The sequence below is a fragment of the Micromonospora okii genome (assembly GCF_020884795.1).
Taxonomy (GTDB): domain Bacteria; phylum Actinomycetota; class Actinomycetes; order Mycobacteriales; family Micromonosporaceae; genus Micromonospora; species Micromonospora okii.
Window position 1 is genome coordinate 433639 of record NZ_BBZF01000012.1, and the last position, 16201, is coordinate 449839.

The window sequence follows — 16201 nt, forward strand, 5'->3', positions numbered from 1 at the left end:
CCTACCGACTGATCGGGGGCAAACTCTCCCGCCAGAATCCTATTCTTCCTACTTCCTCGCACCCGCTCTCCGGGGTGCTGTTTCAGCCTGCGCCGGTTTCGGTTCATGCCGTGCCGGGATGCGGTGAGGTGTGTCCAATTTCCGGCAGAAATGGGTCTGCCGGTCATCTATTGGTCAGGAGTGTTCATGGTTCAACGTCATGCGGCCATAGGGGTGGCGTCCGCGCTGCTCGCCGCTTCGGTGCTGGCGCTTCCGCCGGCCGTGTCCGCCGCGCCTGCGGCGGCGGAGGAGACGGCGTCGTCGCCGCAGGTGTCGCCGCAGTCGTCGTCGAAGGTGTGGTTGTTCGACGCGCCGCCGCGTGCGGCACTACCGGTGTCGGTGGCGGGGGCGGCACCGTCGGTGCCGAAAGGGACCGGGCCGGTGCGTAACGGCACGCAGGTGTCGTTCTCGCTGAGCGACCGCCTGGAGGCGAAGGTCAACGTCGGGTCCGGCAACCTGATGCTGCGCAGCACGGACCTGACGCTGCCGGGGATCGCGGAGAACGTCACGCTCGGCGCGGCGTTCAACAGTCTGATGCTGGGCAGTGACCTGGAGAGCGGGGCGCACGGTCCGGGCTGGCGGACCCGATCCGGTCAGGACGTCAAGCTGTACCCCGCCGACGACGGTTCGGTGACCTACGCGGCCGCCGACGGGGTGGTGGGGAAGTTCACGGCCTCCGGCTCTGCCTACACCTCGCCCGGTGAGTTCAAGGCGACCCTCGCGCACAACGGCACGGGATGGAAGCTGACCGAGCACGGCAGCGGCAAGGAGTTGTTCTTCACCTCCGACGGCCTGCTGGACAAGACCGAGGATCGCAACGACAACATCACCAACTACACCTACAGCGGCGGGCAGCTCACCGAGGTCACCTCCGACCGGGGCGACGCGTACGCCCGTAGGGCGTTGGCCACCTTTTCCGGCGGCCGGTTGACGAAGTACCGGCAGACCGACGGCTACACGACGCTGCGGGAGGTGACCTACGAGTACGACGCCAACAACCGGCTCAAGGCCATCCAGACCCCGGCGTCGTCCCGGCGCTGGGCGTTCGAGTACGACACCGCCGGTGACCTGGTGAAGATCCTGACCAAGGACGACACCTGGAGCACCGTCACCTACGACGGCCAGCACCGGGTCACGTCGTTCACCCAGGTCACCAACAACGCCACCGGCCAGGGCGCGACCACCCGCTTCGCGTACCCCACCTCGTCGCAGACCAAAGTCGCCGACCCCCGGCAGGACCTGTCGCAGCCGGTCGCGTCGGTGCCGCACACCACCTACGACCTCAACGGCGACAAGCGGGTCACCAAGACCACCGACCCGGCCGGCAACGAGCGCTCCAAGACCTACACCCCGTTCAGCGACGTGGCCACCGACGTCAGCCCCGAGGGCGGCACGGTCACCAACACCTACGGTGCCAACGCCGGCGAGTCGCTGACGAAGTCAGCCTCGCCGTCGGGGGCGAGCGCCTCGGCGGCGTACGCCAACGCGGCGACCTCGACGAACCCGACGGCGAACTTCCAGCCCTCGTCGTCGATCGACACCCAGAGCAACAGCTCCACCTACACCTACAACGGTGCCGGCAACCGCACCTCCACCGAGGACGCGATGGCGGCCAAGGCCGACGTCGACTACAACAGCAACGGCACCGTCAAGTCCTCCACCGACCCGGCCAACACCGACAACCCCACCACCTACACCTACGACAGCCACAAGCAGATCACCACGCTGACCCCGCCCACCGGCAACGGCCTGGCAGTCAAGACGTTCACCTACGACGATTTCGGCCGGATCGCCACCACCACCCAGGGCGGATGCACCACCACGAACGAGTGGAGCAAGGACGACCGCCTCCAGAAGACCAGCTACTCCGGCTGCGGGGCGGCGTCCGACGTCACCTTCGAATACGGGCGCGCCGGTAACCTGATCAGCCGCACCGACTCCACCGGCACCACCACCTGGGTCTACGACCAGCTCAACCGGCTCCACAAGCGCACCAACCCCGGTGCGACGCCCCTGCTCTACGAGCACGACCTCGCCGGCAACCTCACCGAGCTGACCGACGGCCGGGGCACCACCACGAACTACTACAACACCCGTAACTGGCTGGTCCGCACCGACACCGCCGGCGGCACCCGCTACAACTACTCCTACGACAAGGACGGCAACCGCCTCAACACCTGGTTCGCCACCGACGCGACCAACAGCGTCTACGCCCTGCGCGTCAAGACGGTCTACGACAAGTCCGACCGGCCCACCCGTATCACCGCCACCCGCAACTCCGCCGCCCCCGTGGTCATCTTCGACGTCACCTACTGCTACGCCGAGTACACCTCGGGGCAGCCCTGCTCGACCGACGAGGACGACGACACCGGCCTGCGCCAGTGGCAGAAGGACGAAACCAACGCCGCGATCAGCGAGTTCACCTACGACGAGGCCAACCGGCTGACCAAGGCCACCAACTTCAACGGCAAGACCTACGAGTACGCCTACAACAGCAATGGCAACCGCACCAGCGTCAAGGTCGACGGCACCACCACCCAGACCCTGACGTTCAACACCGCCAACCAGATCACCACCACCAACAACACGTACGACAACCGCGGCAACCAGACCCGCACCAGCAGCCCGGCGGTCAACCCCGTCACCTACAACGGCGCCAACCAGATGACCGGCGCCAACACCGGCACCTACGCCTACGCCGGCACCGACCAGGTCGAACTCACCCGCGCCGGCACCACCACCATGCAGTACGGCTACGAGGACCAGCACGGCATGCCCTGGCTCCAGTCCTGGACCGCCAACGCCACCACCGTCTACGTCGAACGCGACGCCATCGGCACCCCCCTCGGGCTGCGCATCAACGGCACCGACACTGCGTTCGTCCTCGACGGTCTCGGCACCCCCGTCGCCGCCGTCAAGGCCAACGGCACCCTCGCCGCCACCTACAAGTACGACCCCTACGGCAACGCCACCACCACCGACGAAACCAACCTCGGCACCAACAGCCTCATCCGCTACACCGGCGGCACCTACGACCAGGCCACCGGCTTGACCAAGCTCGGCCAGCGCTGGTACAACCCCCAACAAGGCCGCTTCACCCAACAAGACAACCTCAGCTTCATCGGCAACCCGGAACACGGCAACCGCTACGCTTATGCAGGGGCCAACCCCGTCAACTACGTCGACCCCACCGGCCAGTCGCCGGAGGACTGGGCCGCTGGCATCGTTGGAAATGCCGTCAGCGGGATAGCGGCGGCCGGTGTGATGGGAATGTGCATGGCCGGCGCGCCGGTAACTATGGGAGTCACTCTCTTGGCATGCGCCGGTGGTGCGGCAGTCGCCGGTGCCACGTTTGGGGCTCTCGCTGGTACCACCACTGCACTATTGACTGGCGGCGATCCCGCGGCGGCTGTTGAAAACAGCATGCTGGGCCTTGCGGGCATTGCTGGGAACCTCTACAACCCATCATAAAGATAAAGATTGGTTTTTGGTCCTATGAAGTTCAGCGTGAAGGTCGGGCTCACCGTTTTTGTGGTCGGCCTGGCCGGGAGCGTTCTGTTTCAGACGCTGACCGCAGACTGGTCGAAATCTGACCGGGGACTCCTCGTGATAACGATCTTTGGCGGATTCCTTGCGGCACTGGTGGGAATGATAATCTATTACATTATGCGCGAGCGCGAGTGAGTAGAACGCGCTGATGTGAGTGGCGAAGCTGATCCAGGGAAGGCCCGTAGCTGTCGCGGCCTTCCCTGGATTAGCATCCGCGCCCCATAGGCAGGTCGCCCGCGCAAAGGAGGGCCGGATCAGTGTCGGGTGGCCCGCCAGGCCTTCGCGCGGCGCAGGTACCGGAACACTCCGGCGGGCCCGGTCGAGACGGGCCAGTCGTCGGTGCGGAAATAGGCGTCCGAGCCGCCGTCCAGGAAGATCACCGACCCGCAGAGGAAGTCGGCGGCCGGCGACAGCATGAACGCCACCCACTCGCCGACGTCCGCCGGCCTGCCGCGCCCGCCGATCGGCACGGCCAACTGCTCGACCGACTCCTTGTCGCCCCGGGCGATCTGCTCCTCCAGCAGCGGCGTGGCGATGATCCCGGGGGCCAGGACGTTGACCCGGATGCCCGCGCCTGCCCACTGCGGCGAGATCGCCGCCCGGCGCGCCCACCGCGTCACCGCCAGCTTCGAGCTCGCGTACGCGAACGGCGCCGACCGCTTGCCGAAGCGCCCCACCGCGCGCAGCGCCCGGTCGGGGTCGCGGGCGAGCAGGGCCCGCACGGCCCGTTCCGGCACCATCGGGGTGAGCGTGACGGAGTTCGAGCCGAACACCACGACCTTGCTGTTGCCGGCGGCGGCCAGCACGGGCCGCCACGCCTCGAGCAGGTCCACGACGCCGAAGAAGTTGACCTGCTGCACGATCCGGTCCCGCCCGGGGATGCCGCCGAGCCCGGCGGCGCAGACCGCCCCGTCGAGCCGGTGCCCGGCGCGTTCCAGCACCTCGGCCGCCGCCTGCGCGCGCCCCGCCGTGGTGGACAGGTCGGCGACGACCTCCACGTCCCGCAGGTCCACGCCGACGACGGTGTGCCCGTCGCGGCGCAGTCGCTCCGCCGACGCCCTGCCCATGCCCGAGGCGGCGCCGGTCACCGCGTACGTACCCATGTCGGTTCCCTCCTGCCAGCAGCCGGCCGGATCCGGCCCGTCCAGTCTCGGCCGGATGCCGGCGGATGGTGGCCGCTTCGGCGCGGAAAGCCCTGACGCCGGTCGGCTCGAATTGTCGGACGGGTAGGCCAGGATGTCGTCCGTGTCACATCCGGTCTCGTTCTGTTGGTGTGGCACTCCCACCCGCTGCCGACCCGACCGCCGGTCGGCCCGAGCCGAAAGGACCCTGGCGATGGCCAAGGTTGTCTCCACGCTGTTCATCTCCGCCGACGGGGTGGCCGAGATCGACCCGGACTGGCACCTCCCGTACTTCGACGAGAACATGGGCCGCGCCGTCGGCGAGGACTACGACACGGCCGACGTGCTGCTTATCGGCCGCGAGACCTACGACAGCTTCGCCGGGGCCTGGCCCGACCGCGAGGCCGCGGGCGGGGAGGACGCGGCGTTCGCCAAGGAGCTGGGCGACATGCGCAAGGTGGTCGTCTCGCGCCAGCCGTTGGTGTTCTCCTGGCGCAACTCCGAGCTGGTCGAGGGTGATCTCGTCGAGGCCGTCGCCGCGCTGAAGGCCGACGCCGACGTCAGGGGCATCCTCATCCCCGGGTCGATCTCCGTGGTGCGGCAACTGCTCGCGGCGGGGCTGGTGGACGAGCTGCGCCTGCTGGTGCACCCTGTGGCGGCGCGCAAGGGGCGCAGGCTGTTCGACGACGGCGACGCGCCGTACCACCTGCGGGTGCTGGCGACGGAGGTCTTCCCGACGGGCGTGATCCGGGTGAACTACGCGCCGACCGCCGCGCCCGCGAAGGTCGGCTACGACGACGTCAAGGCCGAGGTCACCACCGCCTGAGCCGACCCGCCATGATCGTTTGCAGATGAATGAGACGACACGCCGACGAAACTCTCGCAAACCAGCAGACGATCATGGCTCGGTCGGTGGCAGCCCTGACGGGGAGCATCGTGCCGGGCGGTCGTCGCCGCTGGCGGGCCGAGCCGTCGTGATCGACTCCGTGTCGGCGACATGGGGTGAACCCAAGGCTGATGAACGCGCAATGCCGCCGACATCGAGTCGACCTTCTGGACGCGTGCCCCGTTCGTCCGATTCGGCCACGCCGCATCCTGTCCCGAATCGCATCGGGCGCGGCGTGACCCCGTGTCGGCCGGACGGCGGAACGACGTTGTCGAGCCGGTCTAGGCGGGCGGTGTCGCCGCCACGTAGAGGCCAGCGCCCTGTACGCCGACGATGATGCCCTGGGCCTGGAGCAGCATCACCGCCCGCTGGACGGTGGAGACGCTCGCGGAGTAAAGCTGGGCCAGTTCGGCGTACGTTGGCAGCTTCGTCTCCGGTGGGTACTCGCCCTGTTGGATGCGGGCGTGCAGGTCGGCGGCTATCTTCCGATAGCCCATCGGGATGGTCATGGGTGCTGTCTCCGTTCGGCAGCCCGATTCGACCATGCCACCTCATTCTGTTCAACTTCTTCGTTGACTTTGGTACCAATGAGACTTACCGTGACTGCGGTGGCGCTCTCCGTTCGGCGACGGCGCGCCCCGCCGGGCGAGGTCTTCACGGATCTCTTCGCCTCGCCCGGCACCCCTACAACCCCGGAAATCCGAGGAGTCACGATGCGTGAGCCTTCTGGTGAACGCCCACCGTCGATCCCGTATCACGTCGTTGGTGCCCCGCCTCCGCTCCCAGACGGGGACCGGGTCCCCTGCCCCGCCCGCCCCGCCCGCGCGCCCCTGGCCCGGCGGCAGTACGCCTACGGCGTCGTGATCGCGCTGGTCGTACTCGTGCTGCTCTTGTTCGGGATCCTCGGGTGAGCGGGACGGGCCGGCGGTGAACGAGCTGCCGGTGGGCCGCCGGGTCGCGCAGTGGCGGGTGCGGCGGAACATGACGCAGCAGCAGTTCGCCGACCGCCTCGGCAAGTCGAAGAGCTGGGTGGACAAGGTCGAGCGCGGGGTGCGCCGGCTGGAGCGGATGTCCAACCTGCGTGAGATCGCCGAGACGCTCCGCATAGACCTGGAGGTCCTGCTGGCGGAGCAGCCGCAGCAACCCGACCCCGCTGCGGCGGGCGTGGAGGGGCTGCGGGTCGCCCTGGCCCGGTACCACGTCGAGGGCTCGGCCCGACCGCCCGACCTGCCGGAGCTGCGTACCCGGGTCGACCATGCGGAGCAGACCTACCGGCACGCCCGGCACTCGACTCTGCTCGCCCTGCTGCCCGGCCTGCTCGACGCCACCCGGGCAGCCCGCCCGGGACGGGCGGCCGACCACCTGCTGGTCGACGTGTACGGGCTCGTCGCCCTGGCGCTGCTGAAGGTCGACCAGGGGGAGCTGGCCTGGCTGGCCGCCGACCGGGGAATGGCCGCCGCCCTGGCGACGAACGACCCGTGGGTGGCGGCCGCCGCCACCGTGCCGCTGGCTCAGGCCCTTCGGCACGGCGGCCGGCGGCAGTCCGCGACGGAGGTCGCCCTCGTCGCCGCCCACCGGCTCACGTCGCCGAGATTCGGAGGGGCCCCTGCGGGCGAGCCGTTCCTCCTCGGGACGCTGCTGATCCAGGCCGCCCTCGCCGCCGCCGCCGGTCCGGGCGACGAGCGCGGCGTGCGGGAGCTGCTCGACCAGGCCGGGGCGGCTGCCGGGGACGCCGGTGCCGGCGGCGGGAGCTTCGGCCGGGCGGCGGTCGAGGCCGCGCGGGTGGTGGCCGAGTCCGCCCTCGGCGAGGTCACGGCGGCGACGGTAGGGCACGAGCGGCTGGTGGCCGGCGACGGCTGGCGGTGGCTGCCGACCGAGCACCGGGCCGCGTACCTGCTCGACGTCGCCCGCGCGTACGCCCTGGCCGGCGACATGCTCCGGGCGGGCCGGGCGGTGCTGGAGGCGGAGCGCACCGCGCGCGGCGAGGTGCATGATCGGCCCGCGGTACGCGACCTGGTGGCCGCCGTGGCGCGGTCCGACGCCACCCCACCCGGCCTGCTCCGGCTCGCCGCCACCCTCCACGTCACCTGAGCGGGGTGTGAGAGGGGTGCCCTTCTATACCGTAGGCGTTAACAGGGGGCCCTTCCTTACCGCGTCGTACAGCGCGAGGGTGCGGGCGGCGACGGCATCCCAGGAGAAGTGGGCGACTGCGCGCCGCCGCCCCGCGCGCCCCAGCTCGGCGGCCCGCGCCGGGTCGGCCAGCACGGCGTTGATCGTCGAGGAGAGGTCGGCCACGAAGCGGTCCGGGTCCAGCGGGGTGCCGGAGCCGTCGGTCGCCTGCTCGATGGGCACCAGCAGGCCCGTCTCGCCGTCGGCGACGACCTCGGGGATGCCTCCGGTGGCGGTGGCGACCACCGCCGTCTCGCAGGCCATCGCCTCCAGGTTGACGATGCCCATCGGCTCGTAGACGGAGGGGCAGACGAAGACCGTGGCGTGGGTGAGCACCTGGATCACCTGGGGCTTGGGCAGCATCTCCGCCACCCAGACCACGCCCGAGCGGGTGGCCCGCAGCTCGGCGACGAGGCCCTCCACCTCGGCGGCGATGTCGGGGGTGTCGGGCGCGCCGGCGAGCAGCACGAGCTGGACGTCGGGCGGCAGGTCGCGGGCCGCCCGCAGCAGGTACGGCAGGCCCTTCTGCCGGGTGATCCGGCCCACGTACACGACGCTGGGGCGGGTGGGGTCGATGCCGAGCCGCTCCACCACGTCCGTGCCGGTGTCCGGGGCGTACTGGGCGGTGTCGATGCCGTTGTGGATCACCCGCACCCGGTCGGGGTCCACCGCCGGGTACGCGGCCAGCACGTCGACGCGCATCCCCGCGCTGACCGCCACGATCGCGTCGGCCGACTCGTAGGCGGTGCGCTCGCACCATGAGGAGAGGGCGTAGCCGCCGCCGAGCTGCTCGGCCTTCCACGGCCGCAGCGGCTCCAGGCTGTGCGCGGTGACCACGTGCGGGACGCCGTGCAGCAGCTTCGCGGTGTGCCCGGCGAGGTTGGCGTACCAGGTGTGGCTGTGCACCACGTCGGCCCCCGCGCAGCCGGCGGCCATCTCCAGGTCCACCCCCATCGTGCGCAGCGCGGCGTTCGCGCCGGCCAGGCCGGGCGGCTCGGCGTACGCGGTGACGCCCGGCTCGGTGCGCGGCGCGCCGAAGCAGCGCACCCGCACGTCGGCGAGGCGGCGCAGCTCGCGGGCCAGGTACTCGACGTGCACCCCGGCCCCGCCGTACACCTCCGGGGGGTACTCGCGGGTGAGCAGGTCGACGCGCAGCGGTGCGGGGTCCGTCATGTCCGGCACCCTAGCGCGGAAGCCGGCCGCCCACCCGGTGGGCGAGTGTGCCCGTCCGAGTGGTGAAGTCGGGGCGGGGTGGTTAGCGTCTTTGCATGGCTGACAAGGTGCTCGCGATCGTCCTGGCCGGTGGGGAGGGCAAGCGCCTGATGCCGCTCACCACGGACCGGGCGAAGCCCGCCGTCCCGTTCGGCGGGATGTACCGAATGGTCGACTTCGTCCTGTCCAACCTCGCCAACGCCGGCTATCTCAAGATCGTCGTGCTGACCCAGTACAAGTCCCACTCACTGGACCGGCACATCACCAAGACGTGGCGGATGTCGACGCTGCTCGGCAACTACGTCACGCCGGTGCCCGCGCAGCAGCGCCGGGGCCCCTGGTGGTTCGCCGGCTCCGCCGACGCCATCTACCAGAGCTTCAACCTGATCCACGACGAGCAGCCGGACTATGTGATCGTCTTCGGCGCCGACCACATCTACCGGATGGACCCCCGGCAGATGGTGGAGGACCACATCGCCTCCGGCGCGGGGGTGACCGTCGCCGGCATCCGCCAGCCGCTGTCGATGGCCGACCAGTTCGGCGTGATCGAGGTCGGCTCCGACGGCCGGCGCATCAGCGCGTTCCGGGAGAAGCCCACCGACGCGGTGGGCCTGCCCGACGCCCCGGACCAGATCTACGCCTCGATGGGGAACTACGTGTTCACCACGAAGGCGCTCTGCGAGGCCGTCGAGCGCGACGCGGCGGACAAGACCAGCAAGCACGACATGGGCGGCAGCATCATCCCGATGCTGGTCGAGCGCGGCGAGGCCAACGTCTACGACTTCCGCGACAACGAGGTGCCGGGCAGCACCGACCGCGACCGCGGCTACTGGCGGGACGTGGGGACGCTCGACTCGTTCTACGACGCGCACATGGACCTGATCAACGTGCATCCGGTGTTCAACCTCTACAACTTCGAGTGGCCGATCTACACGGCGCAGCCGCCGTACCCGCCGGCGAAGTTCGTCCACCAGTGGGGCGAGCGGGTCGGCCGGGCCGTGGCCTCGATGGTCTCGCCCGGCGCGGTGATCTCCGGCGGCCTGGTGGAGAACTCGATCGTCTCGCCGAAGGTGAAGGTCCACTCCTGGGCGCACGTCGACGGCGCGGTGCTGATGGAGGGGGTGGACATCGGCCGGCACGCCGTGGTCCGCCGCGCCATCCTAGACAAGAACGTGGTCGTCCCCGAGGGGGCCGAGATCGGCGTCGACCTGGAGAAGGACCGCCAGCGCTACACGGTCTCCGACAACGGCATCGTGGTGATCGGCAAGGGCCAGCGGATCGAGCCCTGAGCCAGGTGTGACCCCGGCGCAGGCCGGGAAAGAGCAAGCGCGCCCGTACCGTCCCTGGAGGTTTCCGCAGTGGCCCACCCCCGCGCCGGTCAGCCCGCCGAGCCCGCCGACCTGGTCGACGTGCCCCGGCTGGTCACCGCCTACTACGCCGAGCACCCCGACCCCGACGACCCGGCGCAGCAGGTCTCCTTCGGCACCTCCGGGCACCGCGGGTCGAGCCTGCGCAACGGCTTCAACTCCGACCACATCCTCGCCGTCACCCAGGCGCTCTGCGACTACCGGCGGGAGCGGGGCCTCGACGGGCCGCTCTTCCTCGGCCGGGACACCCACGCGCTCTCCGCCCCGGCGGCGGTCGACGCCCTGGAGGTGCTCGCCGCCAACGGGGTCACCACGCTGGTGGACAGCCGCGACGGCTACACGCCCACCCCGGCGGTGTCGCACGCCATCCTCACCCACAACCGGGGGCGCACCTCCGGCCTGGCCGACGGCATCGTGATCACCCCGTCGCACAACCCGCCCGACGACGGCGGGTTCAAGTACAACCCGACCCACGGCGGCCCTGCCGACACCGACGTCACGAAGTGGATCCAGGACCGCGCGAACGCGATCCTGGCCGCCGGGGGCAAGGAGGTCAGGCGCATCCCGTACGCGCGGGCCCGCGCCGCCGACACGACCGGGGAGTACGACTTCCTCGCCCGCTACGTCGACGACCTGCCCGCCGCGCTCGACCTCGACGCGGTGCGCGACGCCGGGGTGCGCATCGGCGCCGACCCGCTCGGCGGGGCCAGCGTGGCGTACTGGGGGGAGATCGCCGAGCGGCACCGCCTCGACCTCACCGTGGTCAACCCGGCGGTCGACCCGACCTGGCGCTTCATGACCCTCGACGGCGACGGCAAGATCCGGATGGACTGCTCCTCGCCGAACGCGATGGCGTCGCTGATCGCCGCCCGCGCCGACTACCAGGTCTCCACCGGCAACGACGCCGACGCCGACCGGCACGGCATCGTCACCCCCGACGGGGGCCTGATGAACCCGAACCACTACCTCGCCGTGGCCATCGCGCACCTGTTCCGCACCCGGTCGAGCTGGGGGCCGGACGCGGCCGTGGGCAAGACCCTGGTCTCCTCCTCGATGATCGACCGGGTCGCCGCCGACCTGGGCCGGCCGCTGCTGGAGGTGCCGGTGGGCTTCAAGTGGTTCGTGCCCGGCCTGCTCGACGGCGCGGTCGGCTTCGGGGGCGAGGAGAGCGCCGGGGCGTCGTTCCTGCGCCGCGACGGAAGCGCCTGGACCACCGACAAGGACGGCATCCTGCTCTGCCTGCTCGCCGCCGAGATCATCGGCACGACCGGGCGGACCCCCAGCGAGCACTGGACGGAGCTGGCCGAGCGCTTCGGCGCGCCCGCGTACGCCCGCATCGACGCCCCGGCCACCCGGGAGCAGAAGGCCGTGCTGGCGAAGCTGTCGCCCGAGCAGGTCACCGCGACCGAGCTGGCCGGCGAGCCGATCACCGCCACGTTGACCGCCGCGCCGGGCAACGGCGCCCCGATCGGCGGGCTGAAGGTGACCACCGCGTCGGGCTGGTTCGCCGCCCGCCCCTCCGGCACGGAGGACGTCTACAAGATCTACGCCGAGTCCTTCCAGGGGCCGGAGCACCTGACCCGCATCCAGGATGAGGCGAAGGAGCTGGTCACGGCCGTGCTCTCCGGCTGACCGGCCGGCCCGTACCCTGCGTCACCCGATGCCGCCGGGGTCGTTTATCGACTCGTCAGGCGGTGCAGGGCAGCCCACAGGGGGACCGGGTGAAGGTCGTGGTCACGGGAGGCGCCGGTTTCATCGGCTCCAACCTCGTACGGGCGCTGGCGGGCGCACCGGGGATCGGCGAGATCGTGGCGGTGGACGACCTCTCCACCGGCTCCCTCGACAACCTGCTCGACCTGCCCGTGCGGCTGTTCACCGGCTCGGTCTGCGACCCCGACCTGCTCGACGAGGCCGTGGCCGGCGCGGCGGCCGTGGTGCACCTCGGCGCGCTGGGCTCCGTGCCGCGCTCCATCGACGACCCGCTGCGCAGCCACCACGCCAACGCCACCGGCACGCTGAGCGTGCTGGAGGCGGTGCGCCGGCACGGGGTCGGCCAGGTGGTCCTCGCCTCGTCGTCGTCGGTCTACGGGGCGAACCCCGTCCTGCCCCGCCGGGAGACGCTGCGGCCGATGCCGGTCAGCCCGTACGCGGTGTCGAAGCTCGCCACCGAGGCGTACGCGGTCGCGTACGCGGCCTGCTACGGCGTCACGGTGCTGCCGCTGCGCTTCTTCAACGTCTACGGCCCCCGCCAGGCGGCCGACCACGCGTACGCGGCCGTGGTGCCGCGCTTCGTCTCCGCCGCGCTCGTCGGGCAGCCGCTGCGGGTGCACGGCGACGGCACCCAGACCCGCGACTTCACCTACGTCGGCAGTGTCACGTCGGTGATCGTCGAGGCCGTGCTGCGCGGGGTCGGCGCGCCGGACGTGGTGAACCTCGCCTTCGGCGCGCGCATCTCGCTGCTGGAGCTGATCGCCGAGCTGGAGGCGGTGCTGGGCCGCCGGCTAGACGTGGTGCACGGGCCGCCGCGCCCGGGTGACGTGCGCGACTCCCAGGCCGACTGCGCCCGGCTGCGCGAGCTGTTCCCCTCGGCACGCCGCCACCCGCTGCGGGCCGGGCTGGAGGCCACCGTGGCCTGGATGTCCGCGCGCGCGTTCGCCGGCCGCTAGGCCGGGCGGGGAGATGGCCCGTCGCCGGCTCCTGCTGGACCGGCCCCGCGCCGCCCCGGCCCGCGAGGCCCCCGCCGAGCCGTCCGGGTCGCGCCGCAGCCGCCGCCTGGTCACCGGGATCGCCACCGCCGCCCTCGGCAAGGGCGCCGGCATCCTGGTGCCGCTCGTGCTCATCCCGGTGACCCTGCGGTACGTCGGCGCGGACATGTACGCCCTGTGGACGGCGGTCACCACGGTCACCGCGATGGCGATCTTCGCGGACCTCGGCCTGGGGCAGGGCCTGATGACCCGCCTCGCCCCCTGCTACGCCACCGGCGACGCCGGGCGCGCCCGGCGGTACATCTCCACCGCGTACGTCCTGCTCGGGGCCGTCGCCCTCGGCGGCTGCGCGGCCCTGTGGCTGCTCGCCGACGTGATCCCGTGGCGGGGGCTGTTCAACGCCGCCGGGGCGGTGAGCGCCGCCGACGCGCGCGACGTCTCCCTGGTCTGCCTGACGGTCTTCGTCGTCAACATCCCGCTGTCCCTGGTGACCCGCGTCCTCTACGCCTACCAGCGGGTCGGGCAGAACAACCTGTGGCAGGCCGCCGGGTACCTCTGCTCGCTGCCGCTGGTGCTGGGGGCGGTGGCCGCCGGCCTGCCGCCGGTGGCGGTGGTGGCGGCGTCGGTGCTGTGGACGCCGCTGACCAACGTGGCGGCCTCTGCGTGGCTGTACCGGTGGGCGATGCCGCACCTGCGGCCGGGCTGGCGGCACGTCGACCGGGGCCTGGCCGGGGACCTGCACCGGCTGGGCGGGCTCTTCTTCGCCGGCAACCTGCTGATGGCCCTCGCCCTCAACGCCGACCCGCTGCTGGTCGCGCACACCGTCGGCCTCGGCGCGGTGGTGGCGTACGCGGTGCCGGCCCGCGTGTTCAACCAGTTGGGCGGCTTCGCGGGGCTGGTGAACCTGCCGCTGTGGTCGGCGAACGGCGACGCCCTCGCCCGGGGGGAACTGCGCTGGGTGCGGCGCACGGTGGTGCGGGCGAGCGTGCTGTCGGGGGTCGTCGCCCTGGTGCCCTCGGTGGTGCTGGTGGTGGCCGGGAACCGGCTGTTCACCGCGTGGCTGGGCACGCCGATGGGCGACGACCGGGCCCTGCTCGTCGGGTTGGGGGCCTGGTCGGTCCTGCTGGCCGTGACGTCGCCGCTGCTGATGGTGCAGAACGCGGCGGGCCTGGTGCGGCCCCAGTTGCTGGCCGGCGGCGGCTACCTCGTGCTGTCGGTGGCGGGGAAATGGTGGGCCGCGCGCGCCTACGGCGTGGCGGCGGTCCCGTACGTCTCGACGCTGGCCTACCTGTGCACCCTGGTCCCCGCCGCGCTCTACGGCTACCACCGCGTCATGGTCACGGCGCGGAGAATCGCATAACTGTGCCCCATATCGGTCGTTTGGTGTGGTGAGGCTGCGACGAGAGACCGGGCGGTGCGATGCATGCAGTGATCATGGCCGGGGGCAAGGGGACGCGGCTCAAGCCGTACACCACCTCGCTGCCCAAGCCGCTGGTGCCGATCGGTGACAGCCACGCCATCCTCGAGATCGTCCTGCACCAGCTCGTCCGCAGCGGCTTCACTCACGTCACGCTGGCGATCAACCACCTCGGCTCGCTGATCCGGGCCTTCGTCGGCGACGGCTCGCGGTTCGGCCTGAAGATCGAGTACGTCGAGGAGAGCGTGCCCCTGTCCACCATCGGCCCGCTGTTCGGCCTGCGCGACCGGCTGCCGGAGCACTTCCTCGTGATGAACGGCGACGTGCTGACCGACCTCGACTACGGCGACCTGCTCCGGGCGCACGCCGCGTCGACCGCCCCGCTGACCGTGGCCACCTACCACCGCACCGTGAAGATCGACTTCGGGGTGCTGGCGGTGCGCGACGGCCGGGTGGTCGAGTTCAGCGAGAAGCCCGTCCTCGACTACCACGTCAGCATGGGCGTGTACGGGCTGTCGAAGCGCACCATCGCCGCGTACCCGGAGGGGTTGGCCTTCGGCTTCGACCAGCTCGTGCTGGACCTGCTCGCCCGCCGCGACCCACCGGCCAGCTACGACTTCGAGGGGTTCTGGCTCGACATCGGGCGGCCCGAGGACTACGACGAGGCCAACCGGGCGTTCGAGCGCATCCGACCGCTGCTGCTGACCCCCCGCAGCCGGGAGCCGGTGTGACCCGCGTGCTGCTGTTCGGCGCGTCCGGCTTCATCGGCCGCCACGTCCGGGCGGCGCTCGCTCCTGCCGCGACCCTGACCTGCCCCGGCCGGGTCGACCTCGACCTCGTCGGGTGCGACGTCGCCGCGCTGCGCGGGCTGCTCGCCGCCGTGCGGCCCGACGCGGTGGTGAACTGCACCGGGCGGCTGACCGGCGGCCTCGACGAGCTGGTCGCCGCCAACGTGGCCGTCACCGCGAAACTGGTCGAGGCCGTCGCCGCCGAGGCCCCCGCCGCCCGCCTGGTCCGCCTCGGCTCGGCCGGCGAGTACGGTCCCGTCCCCGCCGGCCGCGCGGTCACCGAGGACGACCCGGCCCGGCCCGTCAGCGCGTACGGGATCACCCACCTCGCCGCCACCCGGCTGCTGGAGGTGGCCGCCGAGGCCGGCCGGGTCGACGGGGTGACGCTGCGCGTGTTCAACCCCCTCGGGCCCGGCGTGCCCGAGGAGAACCTGCTCGGCCGCGTGGCCCACCTGCTGCGGCGGGCGCTGGTGGCGGGGGAGGAGCACGTCTCGGTCGGCCCGCTCGGCGCGCGCCGCGACTTCGTCGACGTGCGGGACGTCGCGTCGGCCGTGGCCGCGCTCGCCCTCGCCGGCCCCCTGACCTACCGCGTGTTCAACGTCGCCAGCGGCAGCGCGGTGCCCGCCCGCGAGGTGGTGCGGCTCCTGGCCGAGGTGGCGGGCTTCCCGGGGACCGTCCGCGAGGACCGCCCCGCCCCGGCGCGGTCGGCGGCGGTCGACTGGATGTGCGGCGACGCGGCCCGCCTGCGCGCCTGCGTCGGCTGGGCGCCCGCCCACGACCTCGCCGAGTCGGTCGAGGCGAGCTGGGCCGCTACCGGCGGAGGCGAGGCGAGCCGGGCCGCTGGCAGCGACGGGGCGAGCCTGACCGTGGGCGGCGGCGGGGCGAGCCCGGCCGCAGGCGGCCACGAGGCGAGCTGGGCCGCGAGCGCCCGCTAGGACCCCCGGGCCC

14 protein-coding genes are annotated in these 16201 nt (G+C 71.8%); 10 read left to right on the top strand and 4 right to left on the bottom strand.

Annotated features, from left to right (window positions below; translation table 11 throughout):
• Positions 1 to 197: 197 nt before the first annotated feature.
• The gene (locus LPU43_RS01305) at positions 198 to 434 is read right to left on the bottom strand and encodes a hypothetical protein (protein WP_229397972.1); all 237 of its coding nucleotides are present in this window, start codon (positions 432 to 434) and stop codon (positions 198 to 200) included.
• Between LPU43_RS01305 and LPU43_RS01310 the strand changes: the two genes are divergently transcribed.
• A complete protein-coding gene (locus LPU43_RS01310; protein WP_229397974.1) occupies positions 421 to 3510 on the top strand; it encodes an RHS repeat-associated core domain-containing protein in 3090 nt (1029 codons plus the stop codon). The two genes, LPU43_RS01305 and LPU43_RS01310, sit on opposite strands and share 14 nt — an antisense overlap.
• A 36-nt stretch (positions 3511 to 3546) precedes the next feature.
• Complete coding sequence (locus LPU43_RS01315) at positions 3547 to 3723, top strand: hypothetical protein (protein WP_229397976.1); 177 nt, start codon at positions 3547 to 3549, stop codon at positions 3721 to 3723.
• 119 nt (positions 3724 to 3842) lie between these two features.
• Here the strand turns inward: LPU43_RS01315 and LPU43_RS01320 are convergent, their stop codons facing one another.
• Positions 3843 to 4691, bottom strand: a complete 849-nt coding sequence (locus tag LPU43_RS01320; protein ID WP_229397977.1) for an SDR family oxidoreductase — start codon at positions 4689 to 4691, stop codon at positions 3843 to 3845.
• 232 nt (positions 4692 to 4923) lie between these two features.
• Here LPU43_RS01320 and LPU43_RS01325 point away from each other — a divergent pair, with 232 nt between their 5' ends.
• Complete coding sequence (locus tag LPU43_RS01325) at positions 4924 to 5535, top strand: dihydrofolate reductase family protein (protein WP_229397979.1); 612 nt, start codon at positions 4924 to 4926, stop codon at positions 5533 to 5535.
• Positions 5536 to 5876: 341 nt separating this feature from the next.
• Here LPU43_RS01325 and LPU43_RS01330 read toward each other — a convergent pair whose 3' ends face one another.
• Complete coding sequence (locus LPU43_RS01330) at positions 5877 to 6104, bottom strand: GntR family transcriptional regulator (protein ID WP_229397981.1); 228 nt, start codon at positions 6102 to 6104, stop codon at positions 5877 to 5879.
• 418 nt (positions 6105 to 6522) lie between these two features.
• On the opposite strand from LPU43_RS01330, the gene LPU43_RS01335 reads away from it, so the two are divergent.
• Positions 6523 to 7686, top strand: coding sequence for a helix-turn-helix domain-containing protein (locus LPU43_RS01335; protein WP_229397983.1), 1164 nt, complete (start codon positions 6523 to 6525; stop codon positions 7684 to 7686).
• Positions 7687 to 7710: 24 nt separating this feature from the next.
• Here the strand turns inward: LPU43_RS01335 and glgA are convergent, their stop codons facing one another.
• Positions 7711 to 8937, bottom strand: coding sequence for a glycogen synthase (gene glgA, locus LPU43_RS01340; protein ID WP_229397985.1), 1227 nt, complete (start codon positions 8935 to 8937; stop codon positions 7711 to 7713).
• Positions 8938 to 9032: 95 nt separating this feature from the next.
• Between glgA and glgC the strand changes: the two genes are divergently transcribed.
• The 6 genes from glgC (at position 9033) to LPU43_RS01370 (ending at position 16188) form a co-directional block, all read left to right on the top strand.
• Positions 9033 to 10265 carry a glucose-1-phosphate adenylyltransferase gene (gene glgC / locus LPU43_RS01345; RefSeq protein WP_229397987.1) on the top strand — a complete coding sequence of 411 codons (1233 nt, stop codon included), beginning with the start codon at positions 9033 to 9035 and terminating at the stop codon, positions 10263 to 10265.
• A 69-nt stretch (positions 10266 to 10334) separates the two neighbouring features.
• On the top strand, positions 10335 to 11975 hold the full coding sequence (gene pgm / locus LPU43_RS01350; RefSeq protein WP_229397989.1) for a phosphoglucomutase (alpha-D-glucose-1,6-bisphosphate-dependent): 1641 nt from the start codon (positions 10335 to 10337) through the stop codon (positions 11973 to 11975).
• Positions 11976 to 12064: 89 nt separating this feature from the next.
• Positions 12065 to 13009 (top strand): NAD-dependent epimerase/dehydratase family protein, encoded by a 945-nt coding sequence (locus LPU43_RS01355; protein ID WP_229397991.1) that lies wholly within the window; start codon positions 12065 to 12067, stop codon positions 13007 to 13009.
• 13 nt (positions 13010 to 13022) lie between these two features.
• Complete coding sequence (locus LPU43_RS01360) at positions 13023 to 14408, top strand: lipopolysaccharide biosynthesis protein (protein WP_229397992.1); 1386 nt, start codon at positions 13023 to 13025, stop codon at positions 14406 to 14408.
• Between the two features lie 59 nt (positions 14409 to 14467).
• Positions 14468 to 15196, top strand: coding sequence for a nucleotidyltransferase family protein (locus LPU43_RS01365; protein WP_229397994.1), 729 nt, complete (start codon positions 14468 to 14470; stop codon positions 15194 to 15196).
• Complete coding sequence (locus tag LPU43_RS01370) at positions 15193 to 16188, top strand: NAD-dependent epimerase/dehydratase family protein (RefSeq protein ID WP_229397996.1); 996 nt, start codon at positions 15193 to 15195, stop codon at positions 16186 to 16188. Before LPU43_RS01365 ends, LPU43_RS01370 begins: the two co-directional genes overlap by 4 nt.
• The last annotated feature ends 13 nt before the right edge of the window (positions 16189 to 16201 follow it).